The sequence below is a fragment of the Salipiger bermudensis genome, from assembly GCF_020171625.1.
GTDB lineage: Bacteria > Pseudomonadota > Alphaproteobacteria > Rhodobacterales > Rhodobacteraceae > Salipiger > Salipiger bermudensis_B.
The window spans coordinates 148,499-161,439 of sequence record NZ_JAIUZY010000011.1 but is presented as its reverse complement, the minus strand read 5'-3'; the positions used below and the strand labels follow the sequence as shown (position 1 = coordinate 161,439).

Genomic DNA, 12,941 nt, shown 5'->3' with positions numbered 1-12,941 from the left:
CGCGTGGGCATCCTCTCGGGGTCGCTTTGGGTGTCCTTGGGGTCTGAGCGGTCGGTCTGTCCGGCATCGCCCGAAAGTGGGCGCACCGGCCCGAGAACCGCTGACCATGAGCACAACCCGGCCCGGTCATTCCGGTTCCCGAACGCCCCCCGCGGGCGCGTCGAATTCCGGGCGGGCGATGTGTCTCACAACACTTCCGCAACCCGCCCAAGCGACTCATCGGTTGAAATCCGCCAGCCCCCGCGGCGTCACTCAACGGCCCGCTTGCGCCTGTCGCGGGCTGCGCCTAATTCCCGCCCATGGCTTCGAAAATCTTCGTCATGGACATGCGCGACGACGGCACCTGCCGTCTCTCCCTGAGCTTCCGGGGAGACCGCGGCACCGGCATCAGCCGCCTCTCCTGCGACCTGTCGCGGGACGACCTTCTGCAGCTTGCGGTCTTTGCCGAGGCCTGCGGATTGCGCGAGGCGCTCGGCGAATCCGAACCCTCCGAGCTTGAGCTCGAGGGCCTGACGGTCGCCAACGATCCGAAGCGCGCCGAACTGACGGTGGTCCGCCAGCAGGGCTATTCCGAGCAGTCCGCCAAGGTCGGCCGCGCGGTGTTCCAGGCCGAGATGGCCGGCGTAGTCGAGGTCTGCCTGACCCGCGCCGAGGAATCGAAACACGGCGAGACGCTGCGCGAGCTGCTGTCGGAGATTACCCCGCCCGAGCCGCTTCTGGCCGGGCTGTCCCCGGACGTGGCCGAGATGACGCTCTACCGTCTGCGCGAGATCGCCCTGATGCTGCTGGCCGCCCGGGCAGCCGAGCGCGGCTCGTCTCTGGGCCGGCTCCTGCGCGCCAAGAAGAGCCGCGAGCGCGCGGTGGACGAGATCACCGCCTATCTCTCGGCGCTGGCGGGCAACCTGCTGCCGCGTCAGGTCCGCCGCGCCCGTGAGGCGCGTCTGGGCCTGCGGGTGATCGATAACCCGGGGAAGATGTCGGAGCGGAGCTGACGCTGCGTCGGTCTCCGGAAGGTGTCGGGAAATGAGCGCGCGCGAGAGCGGGAGGACGACAGCCGGCCCGCGGGATGCGCGATCCGTCTTCTTGAGCTTCGTGTCTTAACAGGCTCAAACCCGAAGACCGCTCAATCCTTTCGGCGATATCCTCAAATCACCGCCCCGGCGGGCGGGACGGCCTGTCTCGCCCCGACAACGCGCGCGACAAAACACCCACCGCGCAAACGAAAGAGGCGCACCCTACGGCGCGCCTCTTGATGTCTTGTCGGCGTCGTCACTCCACCGGCAGGCGGTAGACCGAGACCATGTCGCCCACCGAGGGCTTCAGGATCGAGTTCCCGCCCGAGACGAAGGCCACGTATTGCGCGCCGTCATGTTCGTAGATCGCCGGGTTCGAGACCGAAGGCGCCTCGGTGAGGTCTTCCCAGAGCCTCTCGCCGGTCTCAAGATCATAGGCGCGCACCTTGGCGTCCATCGTGGCGCCGATGAAGATCAGCCCCGAGGCGGTCACGGCAGGTCCGCCGATGGTGGGAGAGCCCCACTTCTCGGGCATGTAGAAGCCGTAGCGCTGCGAGGTGCCGAACGGTTTGCGCCAGACAATCTCGCCGGTGGTCATGTCGATCGCCGCCAGCTCACCGAAGGGCGGCTTCCAGCACGGCATTCCCCAGCGGTTCAGCGCGGTCTTGAGCGACATGCCGTAGGGCGCACCGGTCTGCGGGTGGAAGCCGCTCTCGCCGGGGCCGGCCTCGCCGTTGATGCGGTCGTAATCCTCGCGCTCGTAAAGCTGGATGTACTGCACCACGTGGCTGAGGTTGACCACCGCGAGCTGGCGCTCGGGGTCGAAGCCCACGCCACCCCACTGCACCACGCCGGCCGAGTTGGGATAGGCCCCTGCCCCGGCGCCCTCGGTGGTCGGCGGCTGGTACATGCCGGCATACTGCATCTCGTCCCACAGCTTCGAGCAGGCCCCGAACGAGGCGATATCGGCGAGCGGCCAGACATCGGGCAGCGTCGACTGGTCGATGAGCGGCGCCGGCACGGTCGGGAAGGGCTGGGTCGGGGCGTAGCGCTCACCCTCGATGTCGCCCGCAGGCACTTCGCGCTCCTCGATCGGCCAGACATCCTCGCCGGTCTCGCGGTTGACCACGAAGAGGAAGCCCATCTTGGTGGCCTGCATCAGGGCCGGGATCTCCTCGCCATCGACGGTGATGTCCATCAGCGTCGGGGCCGAGTTGATGTCATAGTCCCAGATATCGTGATGCACCCACTGCCGCGACCAGATCACCTCGCCGGTCTCGATGTCGAGCGCGGTTGTGGAGGTGGCATACGGAATGTCCTCGGTGCGGTTGCCGCCCCAGTAGTTGGGCGAAGGCGAGGCCACCGGCAGGTAGACGATGCCACGCTCCTCGTCGGCGCTCATCGCGGTCCAGACGTTGGCGGTGCCGGTGCGTTCGCGGATGTCCTCGGGGATGGTGTCGAAGGTCCATTCCAGCTCGCCGGTCTGCGCGTTGACCGAGAACACCGAGCCCGGAGGCGCTTCGGCCCAGTCCCAGTCATTGCCGGCCCAGCCGATGATGACGTGATCGTCGACGATGGTGGGCGGCTGCAGCAGCGACAGCGGCCAGCGGTCGTTGACGGTGTTCCACTGGTTGACGTCGAGCACGCCGCCATCGGCAAAACCCTCGCAGAGCGCACCGTCATCGGCGTCGAGCGCGAAGAGCTGCGCGTCCATGGTGCCGAGATAGACGATGCGCTGACAGGCCTCGCCCTCGACCGGCTCGGCGGCCTCCCAGTAGGCCACGCCGCGGTTCTTCAGGGCGGGCTGGGTCAGCGCCTCGAGGGTCGACTGGCTGTCGAAGCTCCAGACCTCCTCGCCGGTCGCCGGATCGACCGCGAGCACCCGGTAGAACGGCGTGCCGATATAGAGCAGGTCGTTGGCGTAGATCGGCGTGGCCGACCAGACCGTCGCCGGCAGGTCGCCGGAGCCGTCCGAGACGTCGCCGGTCTCAAGCCGCCAGGCAAGCTCCAGCTCGCCGACATTCTCGGGCGTGATCTGGTCGAGCGGCGAATACTTCGCCCCGGAAACCTGGCCGTGGAAGCTCTTCCAGTCCGGCCCGGAGGCGGGCACCTTCGCATCCGAAGACGGACGCGCCTGCGCGGCCTGTTGGTCGGTTTCGGCGGATGCGTCCTCTTCAGCGGACCCATCTTCTCCAGACCCGTCTTCTTCGGTCTCCTCGCCGTCGGCAGGCGCCTCCTCGGCGCCCTCAGCCGTGCCGGTCTCTGCGGCGGGCGCATCGGCTGCGGGCGTCGCGCCCTCGGTCTCGGCGGTGTCGGGATCGGCAGCATCGCGGGCCGGTGCCGCCTCTTCATCGGCCTCCTCACCGGCGCCCGCCCCTGCGGACTCGGACGGCGCCTCCCCCTCCTCGTCGGCTTCCGGCTCTGGCGCTGCCTCTTCGGAGCCTTCCGCATCCTCGTCTGCCGTGCCCGGCTCAGCGGCCGGCGCGTCGGCTGCGGGCGTGGCGCCCTCGGTCTCGGCGGTCTCCGGATCGGCAGCATCGCGGGCCGGTGCCGCCTCACGTTCGGCGTCCGAGTCAGCATCTGTCGCGGCAGGCTCGGACGACGTCTCGCTCTCGTCTGTCTCCGGCGCGGTCTGCTCCGGCGCGGACACGGAGGTCTCCGGCGCCACGGCCTCGGGTTCGCCGGTCGGGCCGGGGGTGTCGTCCTGCTGCGCGAACGCCGGTCCGGCGAGCAGGGTCAGGATGGCGGTGGATCGCAAAAGTCGGTTCATGCGACATCTCCTTCCGGTCCGGAAACGGCGGCCAGCCAGCCAACGGCGCAGAGCGCTAGCGCGGCCAGCATGATCCACTGGTGCAGCAACCAAGCGGCAAAGGCGGTCAGAACGATGCCGAGCGCCAGAAGCAGCATCAGCACGAAGCGGGCACCGCGGCTGCGGGCACGCACCATCAGCGCACCGCCGATGAGAATGCAAAGCGCGCCGAAGGCGGCGGCGAGCGGCCCCCAGACTCCGGTGACGCCGGTGAGCGGGACGAAATAGCCCCACAGACCGCAGCCGATGGCCACGATCGCAAAGACCATTATGACCGTAAGGCCAAGGCGATAGGACATGAGTGGCTCCTGTTCATGTGTCAGGGGCGATGCGCAGGAATACAGCGCCTCGCCACACGTCAGAGGAGTAGTGCGCATCACGGCCATGACAAATAATTGCGAGCATTTCGTGAGAATTAGCGGATCCGGCAGATCGGCGGGAACTCGCTGGCGCGCCGCGGGGTTGGTTTCCAAACTCCCCGGCGACCGGAACCTCCCCCATGCCTGCACAAACCTCCGCGGAAACTTCCTATGCATCCCGCCCCGCCGAGCTTGGTCAGGCAAACTGGAAGCGCGCCGCGCTGCGGGTGAAGGACGGGATCGGTGAGGATCGGCTCAGCCTGATCGCCGCCGGTGTGGCATTTTTCGGTCTTCTGGCGATCTTCCCGGCGATCACGGCCCTGATGGCCATCGCCGGGCTGTTCCTTACCCCCGCCGATGTCACCGACCAGATCCAGCAGATCTCGGCCATGCTGCCCGAACGTGCCGCGCAGATCGTCATCGATCAGGCCAAGAGCGTCGCCGGCTCGGATCAGGGTGGGCTGGGACTGGCCGCGCTTCTGGGTCTGGGCCTCGCGCTATACTCGGCCTCCGCCGGGGTCGGCAACCTCGTGGCGGGGCTCAACGTGGTCTACAGCGAACGCGAGACGCGCGGCTTCATCAGGCTGAAGCTCACCACTATCGCGCTGACCTTTCTTCTCATCATCGGGCTGGTGATGGCGCTCGCAGGCGTGCTCGTGCTGCCGGGCGTGCTTGCGGTGATCCCGCTGGGCGGCACCGCCGAGCTGCTCCTCTCGGGGCTGCGCTGGGTTCTGCTGCTGGGCTTCACCGTGCTGGGCGTGGCGCTGCTCTATCACTTCGGCCCCGACCGGCGCCCGGCGAACTGGCGCTGGATCACCCCCGGCGCCGCCATCGCCTGTGTCCTGTGGATCATCGCCTCGGTGGGCTTCTCGATCTACGCCGAGAACTTCGGCAGCTATCAGGAGACCTTCGGCTCACTCGCAGGTGTGGTGATCCTGCTGTTCTGGCTCTGGATCTCGGCCTTCGTGGTGCTGCTCGGCGGCAAGATCAACGCCGAGCTCGAACACGAGACCCGCGCCGACACCACCAACGGGCCGGGCCTGCCGATGGGCGAGCGTGGTGCCTTCGTCGCCGACACCACGCCCGATACCAAGCCCGAACACTGAGGCTCAGAGCGCCAGCCGCTCCGACACCCGTTCGGCAATCGCCAGCGATGCCGTGAGCCCCGGGCTTTCGATGCCGAACAGGTTCACTAGCCCCGCGATATCGTGCACCTCCGGCCCGTCGATGTGAAAATCCGCCGCCGGTTCGCCGGGCGCCGAGAGCTTGGGCCGGATGCCGCAATAGGTCGGCGCCAGCGCCCCGGACGGAAGACCCGGCCAGTAGCGGCGGATCTCGGTCTCGAAATGACCGGCGCGGGCGCCGTTGACCCGGTAGTCGACGCTGTCGATCCACTCCACGTCCGGCCCGAACCGCATCCCACCGCCGAGATCCAGCGTCAGGTGCACGCCCAGCCCGCCGGGCTCGGGCACCGGGTAGATCAGCCGCGAGAACGCCGCCCGCCCGGGCAGCGCGAAATAATTGCCCCGCGCGTAACGGGTCGTGGGCACGTGCGCCGCGTCCAGCCCCTCGATGCGCGAGGCCAGTTCGGAGGCATGAAGACCTGCGGCATTCACGAAGCGCGCGCAGCCCATGGTGAAGCGCTCGCCGCTGGCGGCATCCTCGCTGGTCACCTCGAAGCCCTGCGCGGTAGCGCGCACCCCTTCCACCCGCGTCCCGAGGCTGAGAAGCGCGCCGGCCTGTTCCGCCTGCCCCAGCAGCGACAGCATCAGCGCGTGGCTGTCGACGATCCCCGTGGAGGGCGAGAGCAGCGCCGCCTTGCAGGCAAGCTCCGGCTCCAGCGCCTGCGCTTCGTCCGCCGGGATCAGCCGCAGATCCTCCACGCCCGCCGCCTCGGCCTTGGCGCGGATGCCCTCGAGCGCCGCCAGCTGCGCGTCGCTGGTGGCCACGATCAGCTTGCCGCAGCGCGCGTGCGGCACGTCGAAGGTGCGCGCATAGTCGTAGAGCCGTTCCTTGCCCTCGACGCAGAGCTGCGCCTTGAGGCTGCCGGTGGGATAGTAGATCCCGGCGTGGATCACCTCGGAGTTCCGCGACGAGGTGCCGGTGCCGAAGGCGTCCTCCGGCTCGAGGATGAGAACCTCGACGCCGCGCTGCGTTAGCGCCCGCGCGATGGCGAGCCCGACGACACCCGCGCCGGCAATGATACAATCGACCCTGTCCATGCAACGCTCATGCCATCCCGCCGCGGGCCGGGCAAGGGCGGCGCCTCCCCCGGCCCCTTCGGTGGAGGCGATGCGCCAGCCGTGCACGCTGCGCGCAGCAGCCCCGTCCTCAGACGGCCCCGGCGCGCCTGCGGTCGACCACCCGTCCGGTCAGCATCAGCAGCAGAAGCACCGGCGCAAGCTGCAGGCCCCAGAAGAACGCCGCGAGGTAGCAGAGATACGGCAGGAACCACGCCACGTACCACGCGATCCGCGCCACCGCCTCCGAGCGCGTCGGGAACAGGCGCTTCGGCTCGCCGACCCAGAGCACCAGCATGACCTGCACGATCACGAGGTCGTAGTAGAAGCTGTAGGGCAGCAGCAGGAACGTCCCGAGGCTGAACCACGTGATCCAGTCGCGCAACGCGCCCCCCTGCCCCGGCCAGCTGCGCCAGAGCAGAAGAAGCGTCAGCACCGCGACGCCAGCATGCAGCGCATAGGCCGCGCCGGTCTCGAACCCCGCAAGGCGCCCGGCGATGAAGGCGGTCGGCATCAGCCTGAGCAGCAGCCCGCGCCACTCCTCCACAACCACCCGCTGTTGTGCGGTGGTCTCGGTCAGGAACAGATGCCACGGCTCGGCGCCATAGAGCGCCAGCGTCAGGGCAGTGATCACAGACAGGCAGACCGCGCCCGCCAGCACCACGCGCCACTGCCCGCGCAGGAGCACCATCGGCAGCGCCAGCAGGCCCAGGTGCGGCTTCACTGTGAGCAGCGCCCAGCACAGGCCCGCCCCCAGCCAGCTCCGCCGCTCGGCCAGCGTCAGGGCCAGCAGCAGCAGCCCGGCGGTATAGGTTCCGTTCTGCCCGGCGAGCAGGTTCACCGTCACCGCCGGGGACAGCACGATCGGCAGACACCACGCCAGCGGCACCCCGGCAAGCCGCGCCCCCACGCAGGTGAGCGCCAGCCCGAGCAGGCTCCAGAGCCCCAGCGCCACGAAATAGGGCAGGCTCGCCGCAAGCTGCGCCAGCGGGAACATGTGCGGCGGGTAGGACCAGTTGTGGATGGTGTAGTCGCGCCCGAGATGCGCCCGCATCGCCCCGGCATAGGCCTGCTGGTCGAAGAGCGTCGTCATCTCGCCCCGCCCCAGCAGCGTGCCGGCGAAATGCAGGTTGAGGAAATCGCGCCCGAGCAGAAGCCCCGCGGCATCGAATCCGCCCGCCTGCAGGCCGGAGAAATACAGCAGGTAGAGCCCGCCGCTCGCCACAAGCGTCATCAGCAGCGTCGCGAGATAGGCGGGGGAGCGGGGATGCGGCGGCGATACAGGTGGAGACGGCACGACGGCTCCCCAAGGTCGATCTTTGCGGGAAAACCCTGTCGAAGCGCCAGGCGCGGCGCAACCGCAGCCCGAGACCGGCGCGGTCGTGGCCAGCCTTGTGTCGCGTTTTTGCCCGCGACCGGGGCGAAGCCCCCTGCCCTCGCAGGCGAGGACAGGGGAAGATCAGCGCAACATGCGGATCAGCCGATGATGCCGTTCAGCGTGCCCGAGGGGCGCATCACGGCGGCGGTCTTGACCGCGTCGCCGTGATAGTAGCCGCCCAGATCCACGGCCTTGCCCTGCGCCGCCGCAAGCTCGCCCACGATGGCGGCTTCGCTGGCTTCCAGCGCCTCGGCGATGGGCGCGAAATGCGCCTTCAGCTCGGCATCGTCCGACTGCTCGGCCAGTGCCTTGGCCCAGTAGCGGGCGAACCAGTAGTGGCTGTCGCGGTTGTCGGGCTCACCGACCTTGCGCGACGGCGAGCGGTTCTCGTCGAGGATGCCCTGAGTGGCGATCTCGACCGCGTCGCCCAGCACCCGCGCCTTCTCGTTGCCGGTCTGGTCGGCGTAGAACTTGAAGCTCTCGCCAAGCGCGCAGAATTCGCCAAGCGAGTCCCAGCGCAGGTGGTTCTGCTCCATCAGCTGCTGCACGTGCTTCGGCGCCGAGCCGCCGGCGCCGGTCTCGAACAGGCCGCCGCCGTTCATCAGCTTGACGATCGACAGCATCTTGGCCGAGGTCGCAAGCTCGAGGATCGGAAACAGGTCGGTGAGGTAGTCGCGCAGCACGTTGCCGGTGATCGCGATGGTGTTCTCGCCCTTGGTGATGGTCTCGAGCGAGGCGACGGTGGCTTCGCGCGGGGCCATGATCTCGAATTTGTCGGCCACGCCCTTGGCCTCGAGGATCGGCTTCACGTAGGCGATCAGCTCGGCATCGTGGGCGCGGTTGGCATCGAGCCAGAAGATGGCGCGGTAGCCGGTGGCCTTCTGACGCTCGATGGCGAGGTTCACCCAGTCCTCGATCGGCGCCTTGCGGGCCGAGGCCGAGCGCCAGATGTCGCCCGCTTCCACCGCGTGGCTGTGCAGCACGGTACCGTCGTCGAGGATCATCTTCACGGTGCCCGCCGAGGGGATCTCGAAGGTGGTCGGGTGCGAGCCGTACTCTTCCGCCTTCTGCGCCATCAGGCCGAGGTTCTGCACGGTGCCGGCGGTGGACGGGTCGAGCTTGCCGTTGGCCTTGAAGAACTCGATCGCGGCGTCATAGACCGGCGCATACGAGCTGTCGGGGATCACGCAGTTGGTGTCGTGCTGCGCGTTGTCCGGGCCCCAGCCCTTGCCGCCGTCGCGGATCAGCGCCGGCATCGAGGCATCGATGATCACGTCGGAGGGCACGTGCAGGTTGGTGATGCCCTTGTCGGAGTTCACCATGTACATCGGCGGGCGCGTGTCGCGCACCTCTTCGATGGCCTTGAGGATCTCGGGCTCGTCCTTGACCCGCTCAAGCAGCGCGCCGAGGCCGCCATTGGGGTTCACGCCGAGCTCTTCCATCTTGGCGCCGTACTGGTCGAAGACCGGCTTGAGCCACTCCTTGACCGCGTGACCGAAGATGATCGGGTCGGAGACCTTCATCATCGTGGCCTTCATGTGCAGCGAGAACAGCGTGCCTTCGGCCTTGGTCTTCTCGATCTCGTCCGCGAGGAACGCGTCGAGCGCCTTGGCCGACATGTAGGTCGCGTCGACCACGGTGCCCTCGGGATAGGAGACGCCCTCTTTCAGGACGGTCTCGCCCTCGGAGGTCTCGAGCACGATCTTGGCGGTCGCGGCCTTGGCGAGCGTGGCGGACACTTCGTTCGAGAAGAAGTCGCCATCCGACATCGAGGCGACGCGGGTCTTGCTGTCGGAGGTCCACTCGCCCATGCGATGCGGGTTGTTCTGAGCGAACTTCTTCACGGCGGCGGCGGCGCGGCGGTCGGAGTTGCCCTCGCGCAGCACCGGGTTAACCGCCGAGCCCTTGATGGTGTCATACTTGGCGCGCACCGCCTTTTCCTCGTCGGTGGACGGGGAGTAGGGGTAGTCGGGCAGCGCGTAGCCCTGCTCCTGCAGTTCCTTCACCGCGGCGACGAGCTGCGGCTCGGAGGCCGAGATGTTGGGCAGCTTGATGACGTTGGCTTCGGGCTTCTTCACCCATTCGCCGAGCCACGCGAGGTCGTCCGACTGCTTCTGATCGTCGTTCAGCACGTCGGAGAAGGTCGCGAGGATGCGGCCGGCAAGCGAAATGTCCTTGGTCCCGACGCTGATTCCCGCCGCGGACGCGAAGCTCTGGATGATCGGGAGAAGCGAGGCCGAGGCCAGCTCGGGCGCTTCGTCTACCTTTGTATACACAATGTCGGGAGTGTTCTGGTCGGCCATGGTACTTTCGCTCCTCCGATGGATCTGGGGGGATGCCGATAAGCGGCAGGGGTGGTTGCGCAAGGGCTTAACATCACCTTAGCGGGGCAGAAAGCCCCTATTGGCGGTGTTAGCGCCGAGGGACGAAGGACCGACGCGCTTGACCTGCCGATCATCCAGATCCCGCCCGGACCTCGCCCAAAGACCCCGCCCTGGCGTCCGTGTGACAGGGCCACCGCGCCGCAAGACAGCCGCCTGCCTCACTTACATGCGCTCGGCAGGCCCAAGCGCGGGGCGGTCGGCATGGCGTCATGCGACCAGAGGCTCAGCCCTTGCGCCGCCGGGTCATGCCGTAGGACGGATCGTAGCCCACCAGCGCCAGACCGAAGAACACCGCGAAACTCAGGCAGACCCAGAGCAGCGCGAGGCCGTTCAATTCGAGATAGAGCGCAAAGCGGATCAGCTCGACGGCGTGGGTGAACGGGTTCCAGGCGCAGATGTCGCGCAGCAGGGTTGAGCTCTCGGCCATTTTCCACAGCGGGTAGAGCGCGCTCGACAGGAAGAACATCGGGAAGATCACGAAGTTCATCACCCCCGCGAAGTTCTCGAGCTGGCGGATGGTCGAGGAGATCAGCAGCCCCAGCGCCCCCAGCATCAGCCCCGAGACCAGAAGCGCCGGCAGCACCAGCGCGTAGCCCGCCAGCGGCAGCACGATGCCGAACCCTGCGGCGATGGCGAGAAAGACATAGACCTGCAGGATCGACACCGCCACGCCCGCCAGCAGCTTCGAGAACAGCAGCCACCAGCGCGGCAGCGGCGAGGTCAGCAGCAGCCGCATCGAGCCCATCTCCTGATCGTAGACGAGGCTTAGCGAGGATTGCATCCCGTTGAACAGCTGGATCATGCCGCACAGCCCCGGCACGATATAGACCTCGTAGGTGATGTAGGTCTGGTAGGGCGGGATGATCGACAGCCCCAGCGCCGCGCGGAAGCCCGCGGCGAACACCACCAGCCAGACCAAGGGCCGGACCAGCGCCGCCAGAAAGCGCGAGCGCTGGTGGATGAAGCGCAGCGCCTCGCGGCGGATGATCGCGAGCATGGCGGTGAGGTAGAGGTTCATGCGGTCTCCTCCCCGCCGGTCATCTCGATGAAGACCTCGGCCAGCGGGCGGCCCGCGCGCAGCTTGGCGGCGGCGCGATGCGCCAGAACACGGCCCCGGTGCAGCACCACCACGTCGTCGTAATCGCGGATCTCGTCGACCAGATGGGTGGCCCAGAACACCGTCAGCCCGCGCTCGGCCAGCCCATGCACATGGTCGACGATGGCCTGCCGGCTCTTGAAATCGAGCCCCACCGTCGGCTCGTCGAGCAGCAGCACCTCGGGGTCGTGAATCAGCGCGCGGGCGATCTCCATGCGGCGGCGGTGCCCGCCATTGAGGTCGCGCACCTTCTCGCCCGCCCGCTCGGCCATGCCGAGCTGCGCCAGCGCGCGCTCCGACCGGGCCTGCGCGTCGCGCCCCGAGATGCCGTGCAGCGCCGCGAAATAGTGCATGTTCATCGCCACCGACATGTCGAGGTCCAGCGTCGGCTGCTGGAACACCACGCCGATCTTCGACAGCGCCGCGCGCGGCGTGCGCGCCAGATCGTGCCCGGCGACCGCGATCCGCCCTTCGCGGCTGACGAACAGCCGCGTGAGCAGCGAGAACAGCGTCGACTTGCCGGCGCCATTGGGGCCCAGCAGCGCGGTGAACTTGCCCGGCCGCAGGGCAAAGCTCACCCCGTCGAGGGCGCGTTTCGTGCCGTAGCTGTAGCCGAGGTCTTTGATGTCCAGAGCGGTCATGCGGGCCTTTTGCGTGTCAGTGAGATTTCTTGCGGGCATGGCGCCGGGTCAGCCCCGCCACCGGCGCGCCCGGCGCTCCCAGGGTTGCAGCACCAGCCACTCCACCGCCAGCATCACCGCGATGAAGGAGAAGGCGTAGACCAGCACCATGGCCACGTCGAAGAGCTGGAAATACAGGTGGATCTGGAAGCCCACGCCGTTCGAGCGGCCAAGGAACTCGACCACCAGAACGATCTTCCAGATCACCGCGACGCCCGAGCGCGCGGCGGCAGTGACGAAGGGCGCGAGCTGCGGCAGCACCACGTGGCGCATCTGCGTGGCCCAGGGCATCCGGTAGACCCCCGCCATGTCGTCGAGCCCCGGATCGAGCGCCCGGGCGCCCTCGCGGATCACCGTGGCGACGTTCGGGATCTTGTTGAGCGTGACGGCGACGATGGCGGCGGTCTCGGTCAGGCCGATCCAGAGATAGCACAGCACGATCAGCACCAGCGCCGGCAGGTTCAGGAAGATCACCAGCCACGGATCGAGCCAGCGGTCGAGCGCCGGCAGCCGCCCCATCGCGAGCCCCAGCGCGACGCCAAGGCTCATCGCCAGCACGAAGGCCCAGGCCACGCGGCCAAGCGTGCGGCCCAGATGGTAGAGCAGCTCGCCCGACCCGAGCGCCTGCGCAAACGGCGCGATCAGGTCCCACGGCTGCGGCAGCACCTGCGCGTCATCGGTGAGAAAGGCGGCAAGGATCCACAGCAGACCCAGCCCGCAGAGCGACATCACGGTCACCGCGATGCTCCCGGGGGCCCGGCGCGTGGCAGGCCCCCTGCGCTGCCAGCGCTCTGCCGTGTCGTGTCCCTGCACGGGTCTCCTCACCCTGCCTCCGTCGGGAAGGGTGGCCGCTCGATCGGGCGGCGTCAATTGCTCCTAAGGGAGGAGGCGCATTTTCGGCGCGTTCACCGCAGGATGGGCGTAATTGCCCAGCCTGCGATGCGCCCCCACACCGGCGGGAGAAACACTGGTTACGCTCGCA

The 12,941-nt window shown here is 68.1% G+C and carries 10 protein-coding genes; 2 read left to right on the top strand and 8 right to left on the bottom strand.

The annotated features are described in order from the left end of the window. Positions 1-299: 299 nt before the first annotated feature. Positions 300-992: a hypothetical protein gene (locus tag LCM15_RS17565; RefSeq protein ID WP_224858689.1), complete on the top strand. Its 693-nt coding sequence runs from the start codon at positions 300-302 to the stop codon at positions 990-992. A 277-nt stretch (positions 993-1,269) separates the two neighbouring features. On the opposite strand, the gene LCM15_RS17560 is transcribed toward LCM15_RS17565, so the two are convergent. Beyond that, the gene (locus LCM15_RS17560) at positions 1,270-3,783 is read right to left on the bottom strand and encodes a PQQ-binding-like beta-propeller repeat protein (RefSeq protein WP_224858687.1); all 2,514 of its coding nucleotides are present in this window, start codon (positions 3,781-3,783) and stop codon (positions 1,270-1,272) included. Next, the gene (locus tag LCM15_RS17555) at positions 3,780-4,121 is read right to left on the bottom strand and encodes a hypothetical protein (RefSeq protein WP_224858685.1); all 342 of its coding nucleotides are present in this window, start codon (positions 4,119-4,121) and stop codon (positions 3,780-3,782) included. Before LCM15_RS17555 ends, LCM15_RS17560 begins: the two co-directional genes overlap by 4 nt. Positions 4,122-4,321: 200 nt before the next feature. On the opposite strand from LCM15_RS17555, the gene LCM15_RS17550 reads away from it, so the two are divergent. Next, the gene (locus tag LCM15_RS17550; protein WP_224858683.1) at positions 4,322-5,287 is read left to right on the top strand and encodes a YihY/virulence factor BrkB family protein; all 966 of its coding nucleotides are present in this window, start codon (positions 4,322-4,324) and stop codon (positions 5,285-5,287) included. Positions 5,288-5,290: 3 nt separating this feature from the next. Here the strand turns inward: LCM15_RS17550 and LCM15_RS17545 are convergent, their stop codons facing one another. The 6 genes from LCM15_RS17545 to LCM15_RS17520 form a co-directional block, all read right to left on the bottom strand. Further along, positions 5,291-6,403, bottom strand: coding sequence for an NAD(P)/FAD-dependent oxidoreductase (locus LCM15_RS17545; RefSeq protein ID WP_224858681.1), 1,113 nt, complete (start codon positions 6,401-6,403; stop codon positions 5,291-5,293). 109 nt (positions 6,404-6,512) lie between these two features. Next, positions 6,513-7,718: a glycosyltransferase family 87 protein gene (locus LCM15_RS17540; protein ID WP_224858679.1), complete on the bottom strand. Its 1,206-nt coding sequence runs from the start codon at positions 7,716-7,718 to the stop codon at positions 6,513-6,515. A 179-nt stretch (positions 7,719-7,897) separates the two neighbouring features. Then, positions 7,898-10,102, bottom strand: a complete 2,205-nt coding sequence (locus tag LCM15_RS17535) for an NADP-dependent isocitrate dehydrogenase (RefSeq protein WP_224858677.1) — start codon at positions 10,100-10,102, stop codon at positions 7,898-7,900. Positions 10,103-10,406: 304 nt separating this feature from the next. Further along, the gene (locus LCM15_RS17530; RefSeq protein ID WP_224858675.1) at positions 10,407-11,201 is read right to left on the bottom strand and encodes an ABC transporter permease; all 795 of its coding nucleotides are present in this window, start codon (positions 11,199-11,201) and stop codon (positions 10,407-10,409) included. Continuing rightward, the gene (locus LCM15_RS17525) at positions 11,198-11,920 is read right to left on the bottom strand and encodes an ABC transporter ATP-binding protein (protein WP_224858673.1); all 723 of its coding nucleotides are present in this window, start codon (positions 11,918-11,920) and stop codon (positions 11,198-11,200) included. The genes LCM15_RS17530 and LCM15_RS17525 overlap by 4 nt, the downstream gene beginning before the upstream one ends. 48 nt (positions 11,921-11,968) lie before the next feature. Beyond that, complete coding sequence (locus LCM15_RS17520; RefSeq protein WP_224858671.1) at positions 11,969-12,772, bottom strand: ABC transporter permease; 804 nt, start codon at positions 12,770-12,772, stop codon at positions 11,969-11,971. Positions 12,773-12,941 lie beyond the last annotated feature (169 nt).